The sequence below is a fragment of the Pseudomonas frederiksbergensis genome (assembly GCF_003732275.1).
Classification (GTDB): domain Bacteria; phylum Pseudomonadota; class Gammaproteobacteria; order Pseudomonadales; family Pseudomonadaceae; genus Aquipseudomonas; species Aquipseudomonas frederiksbergensis_H.
This window is the reverse complement of record NZ_MOBM01000039.1, coordinates 302620-328239: the sequence shown is the minus strand read 5'-3', so window position 1 is coordinate 328239 and position 25620 is coordinate 302620. Positions and strand designations below refer to the sequence as shown.

Annotated in this window: 22 protein-coding genes; 19 read left to right on the top strand and 3 right to left on the bottom strand. The window is 57.6% G+C overall.

The window, feature by feature from the left end:
* The first annotated feature begins 90 nt into the window (after positions 1-90).
* From BK662_RS27520 to BK662_RS27510, 3 genes are all read left to right on the top strand, one after another.
* A complete protein-coding gene (locus tag BK662_RS27520) occupies positions 91-942 on the top strand; it encodes a glycine betaine ABC transporter substrate-binding protein (RefSeq protein ID WP_123360724.1) in 852 nt (283 codons plus the stop codon).
* 295 nt (positions 943-1237) lie between these two features.
* Complete coding sequence (locus BK662_RS27515; RefSeq protein ID WP_123360164.1) at positions 1238-1549, top strand: DUF485 domain-containing protein; 312 nt, start codon at positions 1238-1240, stop codon at positions 1547-1549.
* Entirely contained in the window at positions 1546-3204 is a 1659-nt protein-coding gene (locus tag BK662_RS27510) for a cation acetate symporter (protein ID WP_123360163.1), read from the top strand. Before BK662_RS27515 ends, BK662_RS27510 begins: the two co-directional genes overlap by 4 nt.
* Before the next feature lie 1039 nt (positions 3205-4243).
* On the opposite strand, the gene gltA is transcribed toward BK662_RS27510, so the two are convergent.
* Positions 4244-5533: a citrate synthase gene (gene gltA / locus BK662_RS27500; protein ID WP_007898998.1), complete on the bottom strand. Its 1290-nt coding sequence runs from the start codon at positions 5531-5533 to the stop codon at positions 4244-4246.
* A 362-nt stretch (positions 5534-5895) separates the two neighbouring features.
* On the opposite strand from gltA, the gene sdhC reads away from it, so the two are divergent.
* The 12 genes from sdhC (at position 5896) to BK662_RS27440 (ending at position 20384) form a co-directional block, all read left to right on the top strand.
* Complete coding sequence (gene sdhC / locus BK662_RS27495; RefSeq protein ID WP_123360162.1) at positions 5896-6270, top strand: succinate dehydrogenase, cytochrome b556 subunit; 375 nt, start codon at positions 5896-5898, stop codon at positions 6268-6270.
* Positions 6264-6632 (top strand): succinate dehydrogenase, hydrophobic membrane anchor protein, encoded by a 369-nt coding sequence (sdhD, locus tag BK662_RS27490; protein ID WP_008071469.1) that lies wholly within the window; start codon positions 6264-6266, stop codon positions 6630-6632. The genes sdhC and sdhD overlap by 7 nt, the downstream gene beginning before the upstream one ends.
* A gap of 3 nt (positions 6633-6635) precedes the next feature.
* Complete coding sequence (gene sdhA / locus BK662_RS27485) at positions 6636-8408, top strand: succinate dehydrogenase flavoprotein subunit (protein WP_038979682.1); 1773 nt, start codon at positions 6636-6638, stop codon at positions 8406-8408.
* Positions 8409-8419: 11 nt separating this feature from the next.
* Positions 8420-9124 (top strand): succinate dehydrogenase iron-sulfur subunit, encoded by a 705-nt coding sequence (locus BK662_RS27480; protein ID WP_007898989.1) that lies wholly within the window; start codon positions 8420-8422, stop codon positions 9122-9124.
* A 262-nt stretch (positions 9125-9386) separates the two neighbouring features.
* Positions 9387-12218: a 2-oxoglutarate dehydrogenase E1 component gene (locus BK662_RS27475; RefSeq protein WP_030131726.1), complete on the top strand. Its 2832-nt coding sequence runs from the start codon at positions 9387-9389 to the stop codon at positions 12216-12218.
* Between the two features lie 42 nt (positions 12219-12260).
* Positions 12261-13478, top strand: coding sequence for a 2-oxoglutarate dehydrogenase complex dihydrolipoyllysine-residue succinyltransferase (gene odhB, locus BK662_RS27470; RefSeq protein ID WP_123360161.1), 1218 nt, complete (start codon positions 12261-12263; stop codon positions 13476-13478).
* Between the two features lie 110 nt (positions 13479-13588).
* A complete protein-coding gene (gene lpdA / locus BK662_RS27465) occupies positions 13589-15025 on the top strand; it encodes a dihydrolipoyl dehydrogenase (RefSeq protein ID WP_007898983.1) in 1437 nt (478 codons plus the stop codon).
* Positions 15026-15204: 179 nt separating this feature from the next.
* Positions 15205-16371 carry an ADP-forming succinate--CoA ligase subunit beta gene (sucC, locus tag BK662_RS27460; RefSeq protein ID WP_007898980.1) on the top strand — a complete coding sequence of 389 codons (1167 nt, stop codon included), beginning with the start codon at positions 15205-15207 and terminating at the stop codon, positions 16369-16371.
* The gene (sucD, locus tag BK662_RS27455) at positions 16371-17252 is read left to right on the top strand and encodes a succinate--CoA ligase subunit alpha (protein WP_007898976.1); all 882 of its coding nucleotides are present in this window, start codon (positions 16371-16373) and stop codon (positions 17250-17252) included. The genes sucC and sucD overlap by 1 nt, the downstream gene beginning before the upstream one ends.
* Positions 17253-17655: 403 nt before the next feature.
* Positions 17656-18969, top strand: a complete 1314-nt coding sequence (gene brnQ, locus BK662_RS27450; RefSeq protein WP_123360160.1) for a branched-chain amino acid transport system II carrier protein — start codon at positions 17656-17658, stop codon at positions 18967-18969.
* A 276-nt stretch (positions 18970-19245) separates the two neighbouring features.
* Complete coding sequence (locus tag BK662_RS27445; RefSeq protein ID WP_030131722.1) at positions 19246-19983, top strand: DUF599 domain-containing protein; 738 nt, start codon at positions 19246-19248, stop codon at positions 19981-19983.
* Positions 19983-20384 carry an MAPEG family protein gene (locus BK662_RS27440; RefSeq protein WP_123360159.1) on the top strand — a complete coding sequence of 134 codons (402 nt, stop codon included), beginning with the start codon at positions 19983-19985 and terminating at the stop codon, positions 20382-20384. The genes BK662_RS27445 and BK662_RS27440 overlap by 1 nt, the downstream gene beginning before the upstream one ends.
* A gap of 77 nt (positions 20385-20461) precedes the next feature.
* Here the strand turns inward: BK662_RS27440 and BK662_RS27435 are convergent, their stop codons facing one another.
* Entirely contained in the window at positions 20462-20707 is a 246-nt protein-coding gene (locus tag BK662_RS27435) for a hypothetical protein (protein WP_123360158.1), read from the bottom strand.
* A 156-nt stretch (positions 20708-20863) separates the two neighbouring features.
* Here BK662_RS27435 and BK662_RS27430 point away from each other — a divergent pair, with 156 nt between their 5' ends.
* The 4 genes from BK662_RS27430 (at position 20864) to BK662_RS27415 (ending at position 24571) form a co-directional block, all read left to right on the top strand.
* On the top strand, positions 20864-21340 hold the full coding sequence (locus BK662_RS27430; RefSeq protein ID WP_123360157.1) for a PaaI family thioesterase: 477 nt from the start codon (positions 20864-20866) through the stop codon (positions 21338-21340).
* Positions 21337-21789, top strand: a complete 453-nt coding sequence (locus BK662_RS27425; RefSeq protein WP_030131718.1) for a PaaI family thioesterase — start codon at positions 21337-21339, stop codon at positions 21787-21789. The genes BK662_RS27430 and BK662_RS27425 overlap by 4 nt, the downstream gene beginning before the upstream one ends.
* A gap of 80 nt (positions 21790-21869) precedes the next feature.
* A complete protein-coding gene (gene htpG, locus BK662_RS27420; RefSeq protein WP_123360723.1) occupies positions 21870-23774 on the top strand; it encodes a molecular chaperone HtpG in 1905 nt (634 codons plus the stop codon).
* A gap of 68 nt (positions 23775-23842) precedes the next feature.
* Positions 23843-24571 carry a dienelactone hydrolase family protein gene (locus BK662_RS27415; protein ID WP_123360156.1) on the top strand — a complete coding sequence of 243 codons (729 nt, stop codon included), beginning with the start codon at positions 23843-23845 and terminating at the stop codon, positions 24569-24571.
* Positions 24572-24718: 147 nt separating this feature from the next.
* Here BK662_RS27415 and BK662_RS27410 read toward each other — a convergent pair whose 3' ends face one another.
* On the bottom strand, positions 24719-25594 hold the full coding sequence (locus BK662_RS27410; protein WP_123360155.1) for a pirin family protein: 876 nt from the start codon (positions 25592-25594) through the stop codon (positions 24719-24721).
* Between the last annotated feature and the right edge of the window lie 26 nt (positions 25595-25620).

The following is a 25620-nucleotide window of genomic DNA, read 5'->3' as shown; positions in this document are numbered from 1 at the left end:
GCGGTGAGGCGTGATGGGGGCGCCATGCACCATAACAATACGTTGAGCGGCTCGGCATCCGTCGAGCGCAGCACTTTCGGGGAAGTAACGATGAAGATGCGACGACTCTTGGGCGCAGGTGCCGCTTTGGTGCTGGCGATCAGTTCTACGATGGCCAGCGCTGAAGGCAAGGCAGTGACGATCGGTTATGTAGACGGCTGGTCGGACAGCGTCGCCACGACCAACGTGGCCGCAGAAGTGATCCGGCAGAAACTCGGTTATGACGTGAAGCTGCAAGCAGTTGCCACCGGGATCATGTGGCAGGGTGTGGCCACCGGCAAACTCGACGCCATGCTGTCGGCGTGGCTGCCCGTGACCCACGGTGAATACTGGACCAAGAACAAGGATCAGGTCGTCGATTACGGCCCGAACTTCAAGGATGCGAAAATCGGCCTGATTGTGCCGGAGTACGTCAAGGCCAAGTCTATTGCGGATCTGAAAACCGACGACAGCTTCAAAAATCGTATCGTCGGTATCGATGCCGGTTCAGGCGTGATGCTCAAAACCGATCAGGCCATCAAGGACTACGACCTGGACAACTACACCCTCAAGGCCAGTTCTGGCGCCGGCATGATTGCCGAGCTGACCCGTGCCGAGAAGAAAAACGAATCCATTGCCGTCACCGGTTGGGTGCCGCACTGGATGTTCGCCAAGTGGAAACTACGCTTCCTGGACGACCCGAAAGGCGTTTATGGCGCGGCTGAAACCGTGAACAGCATCGGTAGCAAAGAGTTGGCAACCAAAGCGCCGGAAGTTGCGAAGTTCCTGAAGAACTTCCAGTGGGCATCGAAAGACGAAATCGGCGAAGTCATGTTGGCGATTCAGGACGGCGCCAAGCCTGAAGCGGCAGCGAAGGATTGGGTGGCCAAACACCCGGATCGCGTTGCAGACTGGACCAAATGATTTGACCTGAAGCGTCTAATCAGCACCTCTCAAGGCCCCTTGGCATAAATGCCAAGGGGCCTTTTGCTTTTTTATGTGGGAGCGGGCTTGCTCGCGAAAGCGGTGTGTCATTCAGCGTCGATGTTGGCTGGCACTCCGGCCTTCGCGAGCAAGCCCGCTCCCACATTGTTTAATGCATGCTGAACCATGGCGACTCTGTCATGTCGTTCTAATACTAAGGTCGTCTGGAACCTGTCCGGCAGCCGCATAGAGTGGATACCGTTCCAACTAAATCTGTGCTGCGAGGATAAAAACAATGAACGACAGCATTTACCTCTCGATTCAAAACAGCTCGCGCTTCAAAGAGCTGGTCAGCAAGAGAGAACGATTCGCCTGGATTCTTTCAGCGATCATGCTTGGGCTGTACTCCGGATTCATCCTTCTAATTGCTTACGGGCCGCATATTCTGGGCGCGAAAATCAGCCCCGAGTCTTCGATTACGTGGGGCATTCCGATCGGTGTCGGGCTGATCGTTTCGGCCTTTATCCTGACGGCCATCTACGTGCGACGCGCCAATGGCGAATTCGACGACTTGAACAATGCGATTCTCAAGGAGGCTCAGCAATGATCCGGCGTCTAATGGCTCTATTGAGCATCGCAGCCTTCGCACCTGGCGCCTGGGCGGCTGAAGCCCTGACGGGCGCGGTACAGAAACAACCGCTCAATGTTTCGGCGATCCTGATGTTCGTGGCATTCGTGGGTGCAACCCTGTGCATCACTTATTGGGCATCCAAGCGTAACAACTCGGCGGCCGACTACTATGCGGCAGGCGGCAAGATCACCGGTTTCCAGAACGGCTTGGCGATTGCCGGTGACTACATGTCCGCGGCGTCCTTCCTGGGTATTTCCGCCCTGGTGTTCACCTCCGGCTACGATGGCCTGATCTACTCGATCGGCTTCCTGGTGGGCTGGCCGATCATTCTGTTCCTGATCGCCGAGCGCCTGCGTAACCTGGGCAAATACACCTTTGCCGACGTTGCATCCTATCGCCTCGGGCAAACCCAGATCCGTTCGCTGTCGGCGTGCGGTTCGCTGGTGGTGGTGGCGTTCTACCTGATCGCGCAAATGGTGGGTGCCGGCAAGCTGATTCAGCTGCTGTTCGGTCTCGACTATCACGTTGCGGTGATCCTGGTCGGTATCCTGATGTGCATGTACGTGCTGTTCGGCGGCATGCTGGCGACCACTTGGGTGCAGATCATCAAGGCGGTGCTGTTGCTGTCCGGTGCCTCGTTCATGGCGCTGATGGTGATGAAGCACGTCAACTTCGACTTCAACGCGCTGTTTTCCGAGGCGATCAAGGTTCACCCTAAAGGTGAAGCGATCATGAGCCCCGGTGGCCTGGTGAAAGATCCGGTCTCCGCGTTTTCCCTTGGTCTGGCATTGATGTTCGGTACCGCTGGCCTGCCACACATTCTGATGCGCTTCTTCACCGTGAGTGACGCTAAAGAAGCTCGTAAAAGCGTGCTGTATGCAACCGGCTTCATTGGCTACTTCTACATCCTGACCTTCATCATCGGCTTCGGTGCGATCCTGCTGGTCAGCACCAATCCGGTTTTCAAGGACGCGGCTGGCGCGCTGTTGGGTGGCAACAACATGGCGGCGGTGCATTTGGCCAATGCGGTGGGTGGCAGTATTTTCCTGGGCTTCATCTCGGCGGTGGCGTTCGCAACCATCCTGGCAGTGGTGGCTGGTCTGACCCTGGCCGGTGCTTCGGCGGTGTCCCATGACCTGTATGCCAGCGTGATCAAGAAGGGCAAGGCCAACGAGAAGGACGAGATCCGTGTCTCGAAAATCACCACTATCGCTCTGGCGGTGTTGGCGATCGGCCTGGGCATTCTGTTCGAGAAGCAGAACATCGCGTTCATGGTGGGCCTGGCGTTCTCCATCGCGGCAAGCTGCAACTTCCCGGTGCTGTTGCTTTCCATGTACTGGAAGAAGCTGACGACTCGCGGTGCGATGATCGGCGGCTGGCTGGGGCTGGTCAGTGCAGTTGGCTTGATGGTGCTGGGGCCAACCATCTGGGTGCAGATCCTGGGTCACGAGAAGGCGATCTTCCCGTATGAATACCCGGCGCTGTTTTCCATGGCCATTGCGTTTGTCGGGATCTGGTTCTTCTCGGTCACTGACAAGTCGGCCGAGGGTGTGAACGAACGTGCGCTGTTCTTCCCGCAGTTTGTTCGTTCGCAGACCGGGTTGGGGGCGAGTGGGGCGGTTTCGCACTAAGGCTTCTATATATAAGCCGCGTTAAAACGAATGCCCCGGTCGAGAGATCGGGGCTTTTTTTTTGGGGGCGGTTATCGCCCCTTGTGGGAGCGGGCTTGCTCGCGAAGGCGGCCTGATAGCCGACCGGGATTTTTGATGGTGTACATATCCGTTTCTGCGGTCACGGCGGCTGGCGGTTTCGCTCTTACAGCGAGTCACTTTCGAAAAGCGCGAAAGTAACCAAAGCGCTCTTGCCCCGCCATTCGGTGCCTCGCCCAGGCTCGGCATGCCCTCACTCCGGCATCCCTGCCGCGGTGCCCCCTGCGCAACGCCTGCGTTCGGCCTCTGGGAAAGGGGCAGCAGATCAAGATCAAGATCAAAAGCCAAAGCCAAAGCCAAAGCCAAAGCCAAAGCAACGGCAACGGCAACGGCAAGATCAACAGCTTCGCGAGCAGGCTCGCTCCCACAGTTGGACTGGGTACATCCGGGGAAGATGGGGCGGCTGACAGGCCGTCTGCGCAGGCAAGCCAGCTCCCACAGTAGGACTGGGTGCATCCCGGGAAGATTGGTCGGCTGACAGGCCGCCATCGCAGCGATGCGGCGACCCGGCAAACCAGTTCCCACAAAAAATCAGAGCACATCCGCTCTGCTTTTCACCGCTCAACAGGCCGAGCGTTAGCTCGCCTGCAGCTGTTGATGTTGATGCACCGCCCCCTCGAGAGGCTGAGAGGAGGTTCTGCGTAGTGGGCAACCCGGCATGGATGCCGGGTTAGCCGCGCACGGCCATGGATGGCCGATCGCGGCGGGCCCACGGAGAAGGACCGGAGCGAGGGCATGCCGAGCCTGGGCGAGGCACCGAACGAAAGGGGCAAGAGCGCTTTGGTTACTTTGGCGCTTTTCCAAAGTGACTCGCTGTAAAAGCGAAACCAATAGAAGCCGTTACCGCAGAAACGGATATGTACACAACCAAAGAGCCCACAAGGCCCCACAAACAAAAACGGCCCCTATCTAAATAGAGGCCGTTCCCGGTACAACTCAAGACGTTATCGCAAGACAGGTCTTATTCGCGGTCTTCCAGCTTGGTGATATCACGCGACTCGTAGCCGGTGTACAACTGGCGCGGGCGGCCGATCTTGTACGGGCTGGAGAGCATTTCTTTCCAGTGGGAGATCCAGCCGACAGTCCGCGCCAGGGCGAAGATCACGGTGAACATGCTGGTCGGAATGCCGATCGCCTTGAGGATGATCCCCGAGTAGAAGTCGACGTTCGGGTACAGCGAACGTTCGATAAAGTACGGGTCGGTCAGGGCGATCTCTTCCAGGCGCATGGCCAGTTCGAGTTGCGGATCGTTGGTGATGCCCAGTTCTTTCAGTACTTCGTCGCAGGTCTGCTTCATGACGGTGGCGCGTGGGTCGCGGTTTTTGTAAACCCGGTGACCGAAGCCCATCAATTTGAACGGATCGTTCTTGTCCTTGGCCTTGGCGATGTACTTGTCGATGTTCGAAACATCGCCAATTTCATCGAGCATGGTCAGAACGGCTTCGTTCGCACCGCCGTGGGCAGGGCCCCACAGTGCAGCGATACCGGCGGCGATACAGGCGAACGGGTTGGCACCCGACGAGCCGGCCAGACGTACGGTAGACGTCGATGCGTTTTGCTCGTGGTCGGCATGGAGGATGAAGATCCGGTCCATGGCCTTGGCGAGTACCGGGCTGATCGGTTTGATCTCGCACGGGGTGTTGAACATCATGTGCAGGAAGTTTTCCGCGTACGACAGGTCGTTGCGCGGGTACATCATGGGTTGGCCCATGGAGTACTTGTAAACCATTGCAGCCAGGGTCGGCATCTTGGCAACCAGGCGGATCGCGGAGATTTCGCGATGCTGCGGGTTATTGATGTCGAGGGAGTCGTGGTAGAACGCCGAGAGGGCGCCAACTACGCCGCACATGACGGCCATCGGGTGGGCGTCGCGACGGAAGCCGTTGAAGAAGGTCTTCAACTGCTCGTGAACCATGGTGTGGTTCTTCACGGTGCCAACGAACTGGGCCTTCTGCTCTGCGGTCGGCAATTCGCCGTTAAGCAGCAGGTAGCAGGTTTCCAGGTAGTCCGACTTTTCAGCCAGCTGTTCGATCGGGTAGCCGCGGTGCAGCAGAATGCCGTTGTCGCCATCGATATAGGTGATCTTCGACTCGCAGGAGGCAGTCGACATGAAGCCAGGGTCAAAGGTGAAACGGCCCGTGGCCGTCAGGCCTCGAACGTCGATAACATCGGGACCAACGGTGCCGGTTAAAATGGGCAGCTCGACGGGGGCTGCGCCCTCGATGATCAACTGCGCTTTTTTGTCAGCCATGTGGCCTCCTATTTATGCTTGAAATCATCAGACAGACCCCCCACGCAGGGCCCGCACCACTATAGTGAGATAAATTCGAATGTCAATTTGCCTAAAGTCTTGCTCCAGAAGGCTTTAACCGGACTTTTTCCTCGAAATTGACTGCCATTTACGCCTTTTATCTCACTTGTGCAATCAGCTATTAGGGGAAGGTGAACGCGTTGTCATTAGTAGCCTAACTGTCTATACTCGGCCACCGACCGCCAGGGGCTTTTGGGCCTGCTTTATTGGGGGTCGCATCCCTGGGTGGTGGTTACCTGACCAGTGCACTCCCCAACAACTTTGCCCTGATTGTTAGGGGCTCTTCAGTGTGAAAAAAAGCCGTGAAAAGCCAACGACCTGTAAACCTAGACCTAAGGACCATCAAACTCCCCATCACCGGCGTTACGTCGTTTCTTCACCGTGTTTCCGGCATCATCCTCTTCCTGGGCCTTGGCTTCATGCTGTATGCATTGGGCAAGTCTCTGGGTTCCGAGGAAGGTTTTGCCGACGTGAAGGCATGCTTGACCAGTCCGCTGGCCAAGTTCGTAGCATGGGGCCTCCTGTCCGCTCTTCTGTATCACCTGGTAGCCGGTGTGCGCCATCTGATTATGGATATGGGCATCGGTGAGACGCTGGAAGGCGGCAAGCTGGGCTCGCAAATCATTATCGCCGTATCTGCGGTGTTGATCGTTCTGGCGGGAGTTTGGATATGGTAACCAGCGTTACGAACCTATCGCGTTCGGGCCTCTATGACTGGATGGCGCAGCGTGTGTCTGCGGTCGTTCTCGCGGCTTATTTCATCTTCCTGATCGGATACCTCGTTGCGAATCCAGGCATTGGCTACGACCAATGGCATGCCCTGTTCGCCCACAACGGAATGCGTATCTTCAGTCTGCTGGCCCTTGTAGCCCTGGGCGCTCACGCCTGGGTCGGCATGTGGACCATCGCGACTGACTACCTGACGCCGATGGCGCTGGGCAAGTCCGCGACTGCAGTACGTTTCCTTTTCCAGGCAGTATGCGGCGTTGCGATGTTCGCTTACTTCGTCTGGGGTGTGCAGATTCTCTGGGGTATCTGATCCATGGCTAACATTCCAACGATTTCTTTCGACGCCATCATTATTGGTGGTGGCGGTGCCGGCATGCGCGCAGCGCTGCAACTGGCACAGGGCGGTCACAAGACTGCCGTGATCACCAAGGTTTTCCCGACTCGTTCGCACACCGTGTCGGCCCAGGGCGGCATCACTTGCGCCATTGCGTCTGCCGATCCGAACGATGACTGGCGCTGGCACATGTACGATACCGTCAAGGGTTCCGACTATATCGGTGACCAGGACGCTATCGAATACATGTGTCAGGAAGGTCCTGCCGCCGTATACGAGTTGGACCACATGGGTATGCCGTTCTCGCGTACCGAACAAGGTCGTATCTATCAGCGTCCGTTCGGTGGTCAGTCCAAGGACTACGGTAAAGGTGGCCAGGCCGCCCGTACCTGCGCCGCTTCCGACCGTACCGGTCACGCGCTGCTGCACACCCTTTATCAGGGCAACCTGAAAGCTGGCACCACGTTCCTGAACGAGTACTACGCTGTTGATCTGGTGAAAAACCAGGAAGGCGCATTCGTCGGCGTGATTGCCATCTGCATCGAAACCGGTGAAACCACCTATATCCGTGCCAAGGCCACCGTACTGGCCACCGGCGGTGCAGGTCGTATCTACGCGTCGACCACCAACGCCCTGATCAACACCGGTGACGGTGTTGGTATGGCGCTGCGTGCCGGTGTACCGGTACAAGATATCGAAATGTGGCAGTTCCACCCGACCGGCATCGCCGGCGCCGGTGTACTGGTCACCGAAGGTTGCCGTGGTGAAGGTGGTTACCTGATCAACAAGCACGGCGAGCGTTTCATGGAGCGTTATGCTCCGAACGCCAAAGACCTTGCCGGTCGTGACGTTGTTGCCCGTTCGATGGTTAAAGAAATCATCGCCGGCAACGGTTGCGGTCCGAATGGCGACCACGTAATGCTCAAACTCGACCACCTGGGCGAGGAAGTGCTGCACAGCCGTCTGCCAGGCATCTGCGAACTGTCCAAGACTTTCGCGCACGTTGACCCTGTTGTTGCTCCGGTTCCGGTTGTTCCGACCTGCCACTATATGATGGGCGGCGTTCCGACCAACATTCATGGTCAGGCAATCACCCAGAACGACGAAGGCGTCGACGAAATCATCCCTGGCCTGTTCGCAGTGGGTGAAGTGGCGTGCGTATCGGTTCACGGCGCCAACCGTCTGGGCGGCAACTCGCTGCTCGACCTGGTGGTATTCGGCCGCGCTGCCGGCCTGCACCTGGAAAAAGCGCTGACCGACGGTATCGAATACGATGACGCCACCGACGCCGACATCAACGCGGCCCTGGCACGTCTGTCCGCTCTGAACGAGCGTACCGAAGGTGAAGACGTGGCCACCCTGCGTCGCGAATTGCAAAACTGCATGCAGAACTACTTCGGTGTGTTCCGCACCGGCGAATACATGCAGAAGGGTATTGCTCAGCTGGCTGATCTGCGTGGCCGTATCGCCAACGTCAAGATCAACGACAAGAGCCAGGCGTTCAACACCGCGCGTATCGAAGCGCTGGAACTGCAGAACCTGCTGGAAGTGGCCGAAGCCACGGCCATCGCTGCAGAAGTGCGCAAAGAATCCCGCGGTGCTCACGCCCGTGAAGACTTCGAAGACCGTGACGACGAAAACTGGCTGTGCCACACCCTGTACTTCCCGGGTGACAAGCGCGTTACCAAGCGTGCTGTGAACTTCTCGCCGAAGACTGTTCCGACTTTTGAACCTAAGATTCGGACTTATTAAGGGTGGCCGCCATGTTGCAAGTCAGTGTTTATCGTTACAACCCTGATCAGGACGCTGCGCCGTTCATGCAGGAATTCCAGGTTGATACCGGTGGTAAAGACCTGATGGTGCTGGACGTGCTGGCCCTGATCAAAGAGCAGGACGAAGGTTTCTCCTATCGTCGCTCTTGCCGTGAAGGTGTTTGCGGTTCCGACGGCATGAATATCAACGGCAAGAACGGTCTGGCGTGCATCACGCCGCTGTCTGCCGTCGTAAAACGTAACAAGCTGATCGTTCGTCCGTTGCCAGGTTTGCCGGTTATCCGTGACCTGGTCGTCGATATGAGCATCTTCTACAAGCAATACGAAAAGGTTAAGCCATACCTGCAGAACGACACGCCGGCTCCGGCCATCGAGCGTCTGCAGTCCCCTGAAGAGCGTGAAAAGCTCGACGGTCTGTACGAGTGCATCCTGTGCGCTTGCTGCTCGACTTCGTGCCCGTCCTTCTGGTGGAACCCGGACAAGTTCCTGGGTCCGGCTGCTCTGCTGCAAGCCTATCGCTTCCTGGCAGACAGCCGCGACAACAAGACATCCGAGCGTCTGGCTTCGCTGGATGACCCGTTCAGCGTATTCCGCTGCCGGGGCATCATGAACTGCGTCAACGTTTGTCCGAAAGGCCTGAACCCGACTAAGGCCATCGGTCACATTCGTAACATGCTGCTGCAAAGCGGCGTGTGATTCAGCTGCTGTACCCGTAGGACCGCAATACCCGTAGATGCTACGGCGCAGGCTTCAACCGGCGCCGTAGTTTTAACCTGAGCAGCAGCTTATAAGGCTGCGGCTCTTATTTTGAAGAAATGAGACAAGCAGGGGCATCCGGGCTGGTACCCGGACTATCAGCGTGATCCTAAGTGGCTTGTTTTAGTCGCTGCATTCGGACTTCTGCAAGTTTTCTCGGTGTCGACGCCGGTGGTGTTCCCCTAACCGAGGGTGACCAAGCATGCAAGAAAGCGTGATGCAGCGCATGTGGAACAGCGCCTACCTATCCGGTAGTAACGCTGCCTATGTGGAAGAGCTCTACGAGCTCTACCTGCACGACCCTAACGCTGTGCCAGAAGAGTGGCGCACCTACTTCCAGAAGTTGCCTGCTGATGGCAACACTGCCACCGATGTTTCGCACTCCACAATTCGCGATCATTTCGTCTTGCTGGCAAAGAACCAGCGCCGCGCCCAACCGGTTTCCGCCGGCAGCGTGAGCAGTGAGCACGAGAAGAAGCAAGTTGAAGTGCTGCGATTGATCCAGGCCTACCGTATGCGTGGCCACCAGGCAGCCCAGCTTGACCCGCTGGGGCTGTGGCAGCGTCCTGCACCTGCAGACCTGTCAATCAATCATTACGGCTTGACCAATGCCGATCTTGATACGACCTTCCGAGCCGGCGACCTGTTCATCGGCAAAGAGGAGGCGAGCCTACGCGAAATTCACGAAGCGTTGCAGCAGACATATTGCCGCACCATCGGCGCTGAATTTACGCACATCACCGATTCCGAGCAGCGCCAGTGGTTCCAGCAGCGTCTGGAAAGCGTGCGCGGCCGTCCGACGTACTCCGCCGACATCAAGAGCCACCTGCTCGAACGCGTCACCGCCGGCGAAGGCCTGGAAAAATACCTCGGGACCAAATACCCGGGTACCAAGCGTTTCGGTCTGGAAGGCGGCGAGAGCCTGATTCCGATGCTCGACGAGCTGATTCAGCGTTCCGGCTCCTACGGCACCAAGGAAATCGTGATCGGCATGGCCCACCGTGGTCGTCTGAACGTGCTGGTCAACACCTTCGGCAAGAACCCGCGCGAGCTGTTCGACGAGTTCGAAGGCAAGAAGAAGGTCGAGCTGGGGTCCGGTGACGTTAAATATCACCAGGGCTTCTCGTCCAACGTGATGACCACCGGCGGCGAAGTTCACCTGGCCATGGCGTTCAACCCGTCTCACCTGGAAATCGTTTCTCCAGTGGTCGAAGGTTCGGTCCGCGCCCGTCAGGATCGTCGTAACGACCCTACCGGCGAGAAGGTATTGCCGATCTCCATCCACGGTGACGCGGCATTCGCCGGTCAGGGTGTGGTGATGGAAACGTTCCAGATGTCGCAGACCCGCGGTTTCAAGACCGGCGGCACCGTGCACATCGTGATCAACAACCAGGTCGGTTTCACCATCAGCAACCCGCTGGACTCGCGCTCCACCGAGTACGCGACCGACGTTGCGAAGATGATCCAGGCGCCGATCCTCCATGTGAATGGCGATGATCCGGAAGCCGTGTTGTTCGTGACCCAGCTGGCCATCGATTACCGCATGCAGTTCAAGCGTGACGTGGTGATCGACCTGGTCTGCTACCGTCGTCGTGGCCACAACGAGGCCGACGAGCCAAGCGGCACCCAGCCAATCATGTATCAGCAGATCACCAAACAGCGCACCACCCGTGAGCTGTATGCTGATCGTCTGACTCAGGGCGGTGTGCTGGACGCAGAGCGTGTTCAGGCGAAAGTCGACGAATACCGCAATGCGCTGGACAACGGTCTGCATGTTGTAAAAAGCCTGGTCAAAGAGCCGAACAAAGAGTTGTTCGTGGACTGGCGTCCGTATCTGGGCCACGCCTGGACCGCGCGTCACGACACTCGCTTCGATCTGAAAACCTTGCAGGAACTGTCCGCCAAGCTGCTGGAAATTCCGGAAGGCTTCGTGGTTCAGCGCCAGGTCTCGAAAATCTACGAAGACCGTCAGAAAATGCAAGCCGGCGGCCTGCCGATCAACTGGGGTTACGCCGAAACCATGGCGTACGCGACCCTGGCGTTCGAAGGTCACCCGATTCGCATGACGGGTCAGGACATCGGTCGCGGTACGTTCTCGCACCGTCACGCTGTCTTGCACAACCAGAAAGACGCGGGTACCTACGTCCCGCTGCAAAACCTGTACAAGGGCCAGCCACGTTTCGACCTGTACGATTCGTTCCTGTCCGAAGAAGCCGTGCTGGCGTTCGAATACGGTTACTCGACCACCACGCCTGAGGCGCTGGTGATCTGGGAAGCCCAGTTCGGCGACTTCGCCAACGGTGCCCAAGTGGTTATCGACCAGTTCATCACCAGTGGCGAGCACAAGTGGGGCCGTCTCTGCGGTCTGACCATGCTGCTGCCGCACGGTTATGAAGGTCAGGGTCCGGAGCACTCTTCGGCTCGTCTGGAGCGTTACCTGCAGCTGTGCGCCGAGCACAACATTCAGGTAGCCGTACCGACTACGCCGGCTCAGATCTACCACTTGCTGCGTCGTCAGGTGATTCGCCCGCTGCGCAAGCCGTTGATCGTTCTGACTCCGAAGTCGCTGCTGCGTCACAAACTGGCCATCTCGACCCTGGAAGATCTGGCCGAAGGTTCGTTCCAGACCGTTATCCCGGAAATCGATGCCCTGGACCCGAAAAAGGTCGAGCGCGTTGTTCTGTGTAGCGGCAAGGTCTACTACGACCTGCTGGAAAAACGCCGTGCCGAAGGTCGTGATGACATCGCCATCGTGCGTATCGAGCAGCTGTACCCATTCCCTGAGGACGACTTGAACGAAGTCCTGGCTCCGTACACCAACCTCAAACATATCGTTTGGTGTCAGGAAGAGCCGATGAACCAGGGGGCCTGGTACTGCAGCCAACACCACATGCGCCGCATCGTTGGCAATCACGACAAGTCTCTCGTACTTGAGTACGCGGGCCGTGATGCTTCTGCTGCACCTGCTTGTGGTTATGCATCGATGCACGCTGAGCAGCAGGAACAACTGCTGCAAGACGCCTTTACTGTTTAACGCCTTCGCGCACCTGAAACCGAATTTAAGGACCCACAGATAATGGCTATCGAAATCAAAGCCCCCACTTTCCCGGAATCGGTTGCCGATGGCACCGTTGCCACCTGGCACAAAAAACCGGGCGACGCCGTCAAGCGCGATGACCTGATCGTCGACATCGAAACTGACAAAGTCGTACTGGAAGTGTTGGCCACCGCTGATGGCGTGCTGGGCGCTATCATCAAGAACGAAGGCGACACCGTTCTGTCCGACGAAGTTCTGGGCTCCATCGGTGAGGGCAGTGCTGCTGCCGCTCCGGCCGCCGCTGCTGCACCTGCTGCTGCCGCCGCTGCTCCTGCCGAAGCGGGCGAAGACGATCCTGTCGCTGCACCGGCTGCTCGCAAGCTGGCTGAAGAAAACGGTATCAACATCGCTTCCGTTGCCGGCACTGGCAAAGGCGGTCGTGTGACCAAGGAAGACGTTGTTGCCGCTGTAGCTGCCAAGAAAGCCGCTCCGGCTGCCGCGCCTGCCAAGGCTGCTGCTCCTGCCGCTGCTGCTCCAGTGTTCGCTGCCGGCGATCGCATCGAGAAGCGCGTACCGATGACCCGCGTGCGGGCCACCGTCGCCAAGCGTCTGGTTGAAGCTCAATCGAACATGGCAATGCTGACCACTTTCAACGAAGTCGACATGACCGAAGTCATGGCCCTGCGTTCGAAGTACAAGGACCTGTTCGAGAAGTCCCACAATGGCGTGCGCCTGGGCTTCATGTCGTTCTTCGTGAAAGCGGCCACCGAAGCGCTGAAACGCTTCCCGGCTGTCAACGCGTCGATCGACGGTGCTGACATCGTTTACCACGGCTACGCTGACGTCGGTGTTGCTGTTTCCAGCGACCGCGGCCTGGTTGTACCGGTTCTGCGTAACGCCGAACTGATGAGCCTGGCTGAAATCGAAGGCGGCATCGCCACCTTCGGCAAGAAGGCTCGTGACGGCAAGCTGTCGATGGACGAAATGACCGGTGGTACGTTTACCATCACCAACGGTGGTACTTTCGGTTCGATGATGTCGACCCCGATCGTCAACCCGCCACAAGCGGCCATCCTGGGCATGCACAACATTCTGCAGCGTCCTATGGCGATCAACGGTCAAGTCGTTATCCGTCCGATGATGTACCTCGCTCTGTCCTACGATCACCGTTTGATCGACGGCAAAGAAGCTGTGACCTTCCTGGTTACCATCAAGAACCTGCTGGAAGACCCGGCTCGTTTGCTGCTGGATATCTGATTTCGTTGCACGGGCCGCTCAGCGATGGACGGCCCTTCTGTAATGACCAGCTTCGTCCCACGACGGTCCCCAAAAGGGACCGTCCGGTTTGATTCGAGAAGGAATGACACATGACTCAGAAATTCGACGTGGTAGTGATTGGCGCGGGCCCTGGCGGCTACGTGGCTGCCATTAAAGCAGCGCAACTGGGCCTCTCCACTGCCTGCATCGAGAAATACACCGACAAGGAAGGCAAACTGGCCCTCGGCGGTACTTGCCTGAACGTCGGCTGCATTCCATCCAAGGCGCTGCTGGACAGTTCCTGGAAGTTCCACGAAGCCCAAGACGGCTTCGCGATCCACGGTATCAACCACGCTGGCGTGACCATGGACGTGCCAGCAATGGTCGGCCGTAAAGCCAACATCGTCAAAGGCCTGACCTCCGGCGTTGCGACCCTGTTCAAAGCCAACGGTGTGACTTCGATCCAGGGCCACGGCAAACTGCTGGCCGGCAAGAAAGTCGAAGTCACCAAGCCTGACGGTTCGGTAGAAATCATTGAAGCCGAGAACGTGATTCTGGCTCCAGGTTCGCGTCCGATCGACATTCCACCGGCTCCGGTCGACCAGAATGTGATCGTCGATTCGACTGGCGCGCTGGAATTCCAATCGGTTCCAAAACGTCTGGGCGTGATTGGCGCTGGCGTGATCGGTCTGGAACTGGGTTCGGTCTGGTCCCGTCTGGGCGCAGAAGTGACCGTTCTCGAAGCGCTGGACACTTTCCTGATGGCCGCTGATGCTGCCGTTTCCAAGGAAGCGCTGAAAACCCTGACCAAACAAGGTCTGGACATCAAGCTGGGCGCTCGCGTCACCGGTTCCAAAGTGAACGGCGACGAAGTCGTTGTGAACTACACCGATGCCAATGGCGAACAGAACATCACTTTCGACAAGCTGATCGTAGCCGTTGGTCGCCGTCCGGTGACCACTGATCTGCTGGCTGCTGATTGCGGCGTGACCCTGGACGAGCGCGGTTTCGTGCATGTTGACGATCACTGCGCCACCACCGTACCGGGCGTTTACGCCATCGGTGACGTGGTTCGCGGCATGATGCTGGCACACAAAGCCTCGGAAGAGGGCATCATGGTCGTTGAGCGCATCAAGGGCCACAAAGCCCAGATGAACTATGACTTGATCCCGTCAGTTATTTATACTCACCCGGAAATCGCGTGGGTCGGCAAAACCGAGCAGACCTTGAAGGCTGAAGGCGTTGAAGTTAACGTTGGCACCTTCCCGTTCGCAGCCAGTGGCCGTGCCATGGCAGCCAACGACACCGGCGGTTTCGTGAAAGTCATTGCCGATGCCAAGACTGACCGCGTATTGGGCGTCCACGTGATTGGCCCGAGCGCTGCAGAACTGGTTCAGCAGGGCGCGATCGGTATGGAATTCGGCACCAGCGCTGAAGACCTGGGCATGATGGTTTTCTCCCATCCGACCCTGTCTGAAGCCTTGCACGAAGCAGCTTTGGCTGTGAATGGCGGCGCCATCCACATCGCCAACCGCAAGAAGCGTTAAGACAATAAGAAACCACGGCGGTACGGCCCGTCGTGAGCCTTGCATGCAAGACTCACCGCGGAATGTCCGCTGGACGCAGTCTTGCGTAGCTCAGCTACGCAAGCAGCAGTCACAGGTGGTGCGGCACTTCAACTAGTGCAGCACCGAATGCGCAGTACCTAACGAAGACGGTAATAAGCATGAATCTTCACGAGTATCAGGGTAAGCAGCTGTTCGCTGAGTACGGCCTGCCAGTTTCCACCGGCTACGCAGTAGACACCCCGGAAGCAGCAGCAGAAGCTTGCGACAAAATCGGCGGCACCGAGTGGGTTGTCAAAGCCCAGGTCCACGCTGGTGGTCGCGGTAAAGCGGGCGGCGTAAAGCTGGTTCGCAGCAAAGAAGACGCCAAAGCATTCGCTCAACAGTGGTTGGGCAAGCGTCTGGTGACTTACCAGACTGATGCCAATGGTCAGCCAGTCACCAAGATCCTGGTTGAATCGTGCACTGATATCGCTAAAGAGCTGTACCTGGGCGCTGTCGTTGACCGTTCGAGCCGTCGCATCGTGTTCATGGCTTCCACCGAAGGTGGCGTGGACATCGAGAAAATCGCTCACGACACCCCTGAGAAAATCCTCAAGGCCACTATCGATCCACTGGTTGGCGCTCAGCCATTCCAGGGTCGCGAGCTGGCATTCCAGCTGGGTCTGGAAGGCAAGCAAGTTGCTCAGTTCGCCAAGATCTTCGTCGGTCTGGCCAAGCTGTTCAAGGATCACGACCTGGCTCTGCTGGAAGTGAACCCGCTGGTGATCAAGGCTGACGGCGATCTGCATTGCCTCGACGCCAAGATCAACATCGACGCCAACGCCATGTACCGTCAGCCTAAGCTGAAGACTTTCCACGATCCGTCGCAAGACGATCCGCGCGAAGCGCACGCTGCCAAGTTCGAACTGAACTACGTAGCACTGGAAGGCAACATCGGTTGCATGGTCAACGGTGCTGGCCTGGCCATGGGTACCATGGACATCGTCAACCTGCATGGCGGCAAACCAGCCAACTTCCTCGACGTGGGCGGCGGTGCTACCAAAGAACGCGTTACCGAAGCGTTCAAGATCATCCTGTCCGACACTAACGTCGCTGCAGTATTGGTCAACATCTTCGGCGGCATCGTTCGTTGCGACATGATTGCCGAAGGCATCATCGGCGCTGTGAAAGAAGTCGGCGTGAAAATCCCGGTTGTTGTTCGCCTTGAAGGCAACAACGCTGAGCTGGGCGCTAAAGTACTGGCAGAAAGCGGTTTGAACATCATCGCTGCTACCAGCCTGACCGACGCTGCTCAACAAGTCGTTAAAGCTGCGGAGGGCAAATAATGAGCGTCCTGATCAATAAAGACACCAAAGTTATCTGCCAGGGTATTACCGGTTCGCAAGGTAGTTTCCACACCCAGCAAGCCATCGAATACGGCACCAAGATGGTTGGTGGCGTAACTCCTGGCAAAGGCGGCACCGAGCACCTGGGTCTGCCAGTGTTCAACACCGTGAAAGACGCTGTAGCTGCCACTGGCGCCACCGCCAGCGTGATCTACGTTCCAGCTCCTTTCTGCAAGGACTCCATCCTGGAAGCAGCATTCGGCGGCATCAAGCTGATCGTTTGCATCACTGAAGGCATTCCTACCCTGGACATGCTGGATGCCAAGGTCAAGTGCGACGAGCTGGGCGTAGTCCTGATCGGTCCTAACTGCCCAGGCGTGATCACTCCAGGCGAATGCAAGATCGGCATCATGCCAGGTCACATTCACTTGCCAGGCAAGGTCGGTATCGTTTCCCGTTCCGGCACCCTGACCTACGAAGCTGTGAAGCAGACCACTGACGCCGGTTTCGGTCAGTCGACTTGCGTCGGCATCGGCGGTGACCCGATCCCGGGTTCGAACTTCATCGACATCCTGAAGCTGTTCCAGGAAGACCCGAAGACCGAAGCGATCGTAATGATCGGTGAGATCGGCGGTTCGGCTGAAGAAGAAGCGGCTGCCTACATCAAGGCAAACGTGACCAAGCCGGTTGTTTCCTACATCGCTGGTGTGACTGCCCCTGCGGGCAAGCGCATGGGCCATGCTGGCGCAATCATCTCTGGCGGCAAAGGCACTGCAGACGAGAAGTTTGCTGCCCTGGAAGACGCAGGCGTTAAAACCGTGCGTTCGCTGGCAGACATCGGCAAGGCTTTGTCCGAGCTGACCGGTTGGGCGATCAAGTAAGCCTCGCGCTTAGCTGACGCTTCACCAAACAAAGGCCACCTTCGGGTGGCCTTTGTCGTTTCCGGGATTTGTGTCGGCGGTGAAGGCCTCATCGCGAGCAGGCTCGCTCCCACATTTGACCGCGTTCTAAATGTGGGAGCGAGCCTGCTCGCGATGGCGGAATTGCAGCCGTCCATCATTTACATGCAAAAACGCGACATTGAAGTGTCGCGTATCGGATAGTTCGCCCTGTAACAGTGCGTTTGTCGTGCGAATTCGTTAGGCTAGCAGCCATTTTTGCGTCCGCGGCCCACAAGGCAGCGACGCGCTAAACGGGTCAGTCCTATACGGGCCGACAGCATTTCCCTCACCCATAAGGGAAATCCCTCTCTAAATTCCGATTCAGTAGTGTGGTATTTCCTTAATGAAAGTGTTGAAAGGCCAGGACATCCTGGCACTGGGTTTTATGACATTTGCCCTGTTCGTCGGGGCTGGCAACATCATCTTCCCGCCTATCGTCGGTTTGCAGTCCGGGCCTAATGTCTGGATGGCGGCGCTGGGTTTTCTGATCACCGCTGTCGGATTGCCGGTGATCACCGTTGTCGCCCTGGCCAAGGTCGGTGGTGCAATGGATGCCTTGAGCAGCCCGATCGGTAAAGTCGCCGGTGGCCTGCTGGCAGCCGCGTGCTACCTCGCTGTTGGCCCGTTGTTCGCGACGCCGCGCACCGCGACCGTGTCGTTCGAAGTGGGCCTGGCGCCGCTGACCGGTGAGAGCCCGCTGGCGCTGTTTCTCTATAGCTCGGTGTACTTCCTGCTGGTGTTCTTCATCTCGCTCTATCCGGGCCGTCTGCTGGACACTGTAGGACGTTTCCTTGCACCGCTGAAGATCATCGCCCTGGCCGTTCTCGGCATCGCCGCGTTCGCGTTGCCGGCCGGTGACATCGGCGTGGCCACTCCTGAATATGTCGCAGCACCGTTCTCCCAAGGCTTTATCAATGGTTACCTGACCATGGATACCCTGGGCGCGTTGGTATTCGGCATTGTCATCGTCAATGCGATCCGCTCCCGCGGCGTGGAATCGCCAGCGTTGATCACCCGTTACGCGATCATCGCCGGGCTGATTGCCGGCGTGGGTCTGGCGCTGGTCTACGTCAGTCTGTTCCGTCTCGGTTCGGGCAGCCATGAAGTGGCCGCCGGTGCCGCCAACGGCGCGGCGGTATTGCACGCGTATGTTCAGCACACGTTTGGTTCGTTGGGTAGCGGTTTCCTTGCCGTGCTGATCTCCCTGGCCTGCCTGGTGACAGCGGTCGGTCTGACCTGTGCCTGTGCTGAATACTTCAGCCGTGTACTGCCACTGTCCTACAAGACATTGGTGATCATCCTGGCTGCGTTCTCCCTGTTGGTGTCCAACCTGGGCCTCACCAAGCTGATTGCGTTCTCGATCCCGGTGCTGACCGCGATCTACCCGCCGTGCATCGCCCTGGTAGCCCTGAGCTTCTGCAAGGACTTCTGGCATGAGCAGGGCCGCATTGTCGGTCCAGTGATGCTGGTGTCATTCATCTTCGGCCTGATCGACGCCCTCAAGGGTGCCGGTCTGGCCGACTGGATGCCGACTCAACTGGCTCACCTGCCGCTGAGCGAGCAGGGCTTGGCGTGGCTGGTGCCGGCGGTCATGACCCTGGTGGTTGCCGTGGTTTGCGATCGTCTGCTGGGCAAACGCGAAGAAGCGCTGGCTTAAGCCGCTTCATGGCCCGCCACAAGCGGGCCTCGAGCTGCTTCCTGGAAAAGTAGAAATGCCCCGTATCAATCGATACGGGGCATTTTTTTATGGGCAGGATGCGGTGTCTTTTTCCTTGCGCTAACGTCGAAGCACTACAAAATTCCAATGTGGGAGCGAGCCTGCTCGCGATGACGGCTTTACATTCAACAGAGATGTTGATTGAGCTACCGCTATCGCGAGCAGGCTCGCTCCCACAAGATTTCAGTGTTCCGCCACTCCATCACAGGGAACTGCATGTCGTTCATCCACGCCAATCTGATCCACATCCTCGCCGCGCTCTGGTTTGTCGTCTGCTGGGGCGGTTACACCCGTTACGCCTCATGGAAGGGCCGCGACACCGCGTGCCTGGCCAGCGTGCTGCACCTGTATCGCGAAGACTGGATGCGCCGCATGCTGTTGCGCGACAACCGCATTGCCGATGCCAGCGTGATCGGTAACCTGGAGCGCAATGCCTCGTTCTTCGCCTCCAGTACGCTGATTATCCTGGCCGGTATTCTCACGGTGTTGGGTGCATCCGACAGAGCCGTGTCGTTGCTGGCGGATATCCCGATGGTGCAACAGGCTTCCCAGGGGATGTCGGAGATCAAGTTGTTGTGCCTGGCGCTGGTGTTTGTCTATGCGTTCTTTACGTTCAGCTGGTGCATGCGTCAGTACAACTTTGCGGCCATTCTCGTGGGCTCGGCGCCGATGATCGGCGAGCGCCATGTGTCCGAGCAAGAGCGTAAAGCCTTCGCTTCCCGAGCCGCTCGTGTCATCTCCATGGCGGCCAACCAGTTCAACTTCGGTCTGCGTTCCTATTACTTCGGCATGACCATGCTGGCGTGGTTCGTCAGCCCCTGGTTGTTCATGTTGATGAGTGCCGGTGTCGTGCTGGTGTTGTATCGCCGCGAGTTTCACTCCGACGTTCTAGATGTGATGGTCTATACCCCTACAGAGGCGCCATTGCCTGAAGCAAACAAGGAGGCTGCTTGATGAGTATTCCGTTCTGGTGTGTGTTTATCAGCGCATTGTTGATTTACGTGGCAAAGATTCCGGTGGCCAAAGCCATGAACGAGCAGGGCGGTTACGACAATCACCTGCCGCGTCAGCAACAGGCCCAACTAACCGGTTTTGGCGCCCGCGCATTGGCGGCCCATCAGAACAGTTTCGAGGCGTTCATATTGTTTGCTGTAGGGGTGTTGATGGCGCACACCACGCAGACGGCGGGGTGGCTGATTGATACGCTGGCAATCATCTTCGTGATCACACGCATCATTTACTTGTTGTGCTATTGGGGAGATCTGGCCTGGCAGCGCAGTCTGGTATGGTTCGTGGGTTTAGTGTGTTCGTTGTTGCTGATGATTAGTCCGACTTTTAGGACGATTTTGATCTAATACTGCATTGCAAATAAAAGCCGCAGATAAAAGAAAACCCGCACTTGGCGGGTTTTCTTTTATCACTAAAAACGCTTTTAGTTTTTAGGTGCTTCTGGCGCGGCTTCTTTTGTCGCTGCTGCGTTCGATTCGGCCTGAGCTTTGGCAGCTTCGGCGTTTTCTTTTGCTGCGTCGTTCACTTTATCCTGAGCTTCGCTCATTTTTTCCTGAGCTTGCTCGGCATGTTGGTTAGCATCTTGAGCTTTGTCCTCGGATTTTTTATCGCAAGCAGCGAGACCGAGGGAAGCGGTCAACATCAAGGCAATAGCTAAAGTCTTACGCATGGGGTGTTTCTCCTTATGGAAAATATCTACTGGCCTTTCGAGCACGGCGAATAGGGTTAAGTTCCTCAATTCACACAGATATATAAGTTTGTTTTGCTGCGGAACTTTTGCCTTCTAGCCCGCTACTTTGCCCAGACATAAGAAGAGTTTTATCAAATGGCCGAAAACCCCGTTTTTGAGCGTGCGACGCGATTCCTGTCGGCATTGCGGCATTGTCAGGTACTCGGCATGCGCGTTCACAGCGCCAGCAGCGAAGGATTGACGGTGATTTTGCCGTACAGCCCGCAGATCGTCGGTAACCCGCAAACCGGGGTGATTCATGGCGGGGCGCTGACCTCGCTGATGGACACTGCCTGTGGCATGGCCACCCTTTGCGTGCTGCCCGAGTTCGAGGTCTGTCCGACGCTCGACTTGCGCATCGACTACATGCATGCCGCCGAGCCGCACAAGGACGTGTACGGTTTCGCCCAATGCTACCGAGTGACCACCGACGTAATCTTTGCGCGTGGTTTTGCCTATCAGGACGACCCCGAACAGCCCATCGCCCATGTGGTGGGCACCTTCATGCGCATGGGCAAGAGCATCAAAGGCACCAAAGGTTTTGCCGGTGCCATCACCGGAGGTGTGAAATGACCGACACGTTCAAGGAGCAACTTCAACAGGCCCATGCGCAGGGGGACTACGCCTCGCTGCTGGACCTGATTCCCTACGCCAGGCTGATCGGCGTTGAATGCTCGCGTGTTGGGGATGAGCTGCTGTTTCGTCTGCCGGCCAACAAGGACAACATTGGTAATCCTTTATTGCCAGCGATTCATGGCGGGGTGATTGCCGGCTTCATGGAACTCTCGGCGGCACTGCACCTGCTGATCTTCACCGGCTCGCCCGGTGTGCCGAAGATTATCGACTTTTCCCTCGACTACCTGCGCGCAGGGCAGTTTCGCGATACCTGGGCCAGATGCCAGGTATGTCGACAAGGGCGCCGGGTGGCAAATGTGGCAATTACCGCCTGGCAAAGCACCGAAGCCGAGCCCATTGCCACGGCCCGCGCTCACTTCAAAATCGAAGAGCCCTTGAAATCCTGATCTCAGCCCCCAACTCTGAGGACAACCCGCCGCCGACCTCAAGGTCGCGGCTTATGCCATCTGATTGGAGTTTGATGACCATGAGTGTGGAAACTCAAAAGGAAACCCTGGGCTTCCAGACCGAGGTGAAGCAACTGCTGCACCTCATGATCCATTCGCTGTATTCCAACAAGGAAATTTTCCTTCGCGAATTGATCTCGAACGCCTCTGACGCTGTCGACAAATTACGCTTTGAAGCGCTGGCCAAGCCTGAATTGCTGGAAGGCGGCGCTGAACTGAAAATCCGTGTGAGCTTCGACAAAGACGCTAAAACCGTCACCCTCGAAGACAACGGCATCGGCATGAGCCGCGAAGACGCGGTCACCCATCTGGGCACCATCGCCAAGTCCGGCACTGCCGACTTCATGAAACACCTGTCTGGTGATCAGAAAAAAGACTCGCACCTGATCGGTCAATTCGGTGTTGGTTTTTACTCGGCTTTCATCGTCGCCGATAAAGTTGATGTATTCAGCCGCCGTGCTGGCCTCGCTGCCAGCGAAGGTGTGCATTGGTCGTCCAAGGGCGAAGGCGAGTTCGAAATTTCCACTGTCGAGAAAGCCGACCGTGGTACCCGCATCGTCCTGCACCTGAAATCCGCTGAAGACGAGTTCGCCGATGGCTGGCGTCTGCGCAACATTATCAAGAAGTACTCCGACCACATCGCCTTGCCGATCGAGTTGCCGAAAGAAGTGGCAGCCGTCGAAGGTGAAGAGCAACCGGCCGTTGAATGGGAAACCGTCAACCGCGCCAGCGCCCTGTGGACCCGTCCTCGCACTGAAGTAAAAGACGAGGAATACCAGGAGTTCTACAAACACGTTGCTCACGATTTCGAAAACCCGCTGAGCTGGAGCCACAACAAGGTCGAAGGCAAGCTCGAGTACACCTCGCTGCTTTATGTGCCGACCCGTGCTCCGTTCGACCTGTACCAGCGTGAAGCGCCGAAAGGCCTGAAGCTGTACGTGCAGCGTGTGTTCGTCATGGATCAGGCCGAGTCGTTCCTGCCGCTGTACCTGCGCTTCATCAAAGGCGTGGTCGACTCCAACGACCTGTCGCTGAACGTGTCGCGGGAAATCCTGCAGAAAGACCCGATCATCGACTCCATGAAGTCGGCGCTGACCAAGCGCGTTCTGGACATGCTGGAAAAACTGGCGAAGAACGAGCCTGAGCAATACAAAGGCTTCTGGAAGAACTTCGGCCAGGTCATGAAAGAAGGCCCGGCAGAAGACTTCGCCAACAAAGAGAAAATTGCTGGCCTGCTGCGTTTCGCGTCCACTCAGGGCGATGACGGTGAGCAGGTTGTAGGTCTGGTCGACTATCTGGCCCGCGCCAAGGAAGGTCAGGACAAGATCTACTACCTGACCGGCGAAACCTACGCGCAAGTCAAAAACAGCCCGCACCTGGAAGTCTTCCGCAAGAAAGGCATCGAAGTGCTGCTGCTGACCGACCGCATCGACGAGTGGCTGATGAGCTACCTCAACGACTTCGACGGCAAGAGCTTTGTCGACGTGGCACGCGGTGACCTGGACCTCGGCAATCTGGATTCGGAAGAAGACAAGAAAGCCGCGGAAGAAGTCGCCAAGTCCAAAGAAGGCCTGGTTGAGCGTCTCAAGACCGCTTTGGGCGACTCCGTTGCTGAAGTGCGGGTTTCTCACCGTCTGACCGATTCCCCGGCGATTCTGGCCATCGGCGAGCAGGACCTGGGCCTGCAAATGCGTCAGATCCTGGAAGCCAGTGGTCAGAAGGTTCCGGATTCGAAGCCGATCTTCGAATTCAACCCGGCTCACCCGCTGATCGAGAAACTCGACAACGAGCAGAGCGACGAGCGCTTCGGCGACCTGTCGCACATTCTGTTCGATCAGGCGGCCCTGGCGGCCGGCGACAGCTTGAAAGACCCGGCCGCTTATGTGCGCCGTCTGAACAAGCTGCTGGTTGAACTGTCGGTTTAACCGCGTTGTAAAAAAAACCCGCTTCGGCGGGTTTTTTCATTCTGGGGCTTTTTTACTGGGAGTTAGTCATGAGCCAAATCACTGTTCGTTCCGTCGCCTATCAGATCGACGGTCAGTCGCATGAAAGCCGATTGGCCTTCGATGCCGACCATAAAGGCCCGCGCCCGGGCCTGTTGATGGCGCCGAACTGGATGGGCGTCAGCGCCGGTGCCGAAGAGATCGCCAAGTCGGTGGCCTCCAAGGGCTACGTGGTGTTGATCGCGGACCTTTACGGCCAGTCGATTCGTCCGCGGAGCGGCGATGAGGCAGGCGCGGCGATGATGCCGTTGAAGAATGACCGCGCCTTGCTGCGCAAACGCATGCAGGCTGCTTTCGAACAACTGCAAGGGCAGGGCGAGGCGGCAGTCGATACCTCGAAACTGGCGACGTTCGGTTTCTGCTTCGGTGGTTGCTGCGCGCTGGAATTGGCGCGTGCCGGCGCGCCGGTGAAAGCGGCGGTGTCGTTCCATGGCTCGCTGGATACGCCGAACGTGACCGATGCAAAAAACATCAAGGGCTCGGTGCTGGTGCTGCATGGTGCGGCCGATCCGCTGGTACCGAAAGAGCAATTGCCGGCGTTCGAAGCTGAAATGAATGCCGCTGGTGTGGATTGGCAGTTGCTGAGCTACGGCGGTGCGGTGCATTCGTTCACCGATCCCCATGCCAATGTGCCGGGCACGATGATGTATGACGTGAAAACCGCTGCTCGTGCGTTCATGTCGATGCACAATCTGCTGGATGAAGTGTTTAAGGGCTGATCGCTGTTTTTTGCCCCGGCACTCTCGGTGTTAGTGCGGGCCACATCGCGAGCAGGCTCGCTCCCACATTAGATCTCCAGTGCACACAGAATTTGTGCACGAGTGCGATCCATTGTGGGAGCGAGCCTGCTCGCGATGGCGGTGTTACTAACGCCGAAGATCCAAAGGCAGTTCGATCCGCTCACTTTCCCCCGGCACTGTCGGCCAATCCCCGGCAGCCCAGCGCCGACGTGCTTCATCGATCAATGCCGGATCGCTGGCCACGAAATTCCAGTTGATCCGTCGCGGCCCATCCAGTGGTGCGCCACCAAACAGCACGGCATGGCAGTCGCTCTCGGCGAACAAGGTCATCTCTTCCCCGGCCGGCAATACCACCAGCGAATACGGCTCCAGCGGCTCGCCATCCAGTTGCGCCTCACCGCTCAGCACATACAGTGCCCGTTCTTCATGCTCGGTGGGAATCAGTAATGTGGTCGCCGTTTGCAGGTTTAATTCGGCGTACAGCGTAGGAGAAAGCACCGGTACCGGCGATTCGAGGCAAAAGCCTGACCCGGCGATCATCCGTATTTTCACGCCAAGGTTATCGCTGATTGGCAGCGTGGCCGCCGGATGGTGGCTGTAGTGTCCCGGGCCGTGTTCATGATCCTTGGGTGACGCCAGCCAGATCTGTAAGCCGTGCATCGTAAAGCCGCTGTCTTTCAATGGTTCGGGCGTGCGTTCGACGTGGGCAATTGCGCTTCCCGCCGTCATCCAGCTGACATCACCGGCATTCACCACCTGATCGGAGCCGAGGCTGTCCTTGTGCTGGATTTGCCCTTCGAACAGGTAGGTGAGGGTGGACAGGCCGATATGCGGATGCTGACGGATGTTCATGCCTTTGCCCGCCGGGTAACGGGTTTCGAGCATGTGGTCGAAAAACACGAAAGGCCCGACGTTGCGGCATTTGGCTGACGGCAACGGGCGAAGAATCGGCTGGCCTTCGACATCTTCGGCGCGAGGGCGGATCACGAGCGGAGTGTTCATGGTGCATTCCAGGCTGAGCGGGTGAC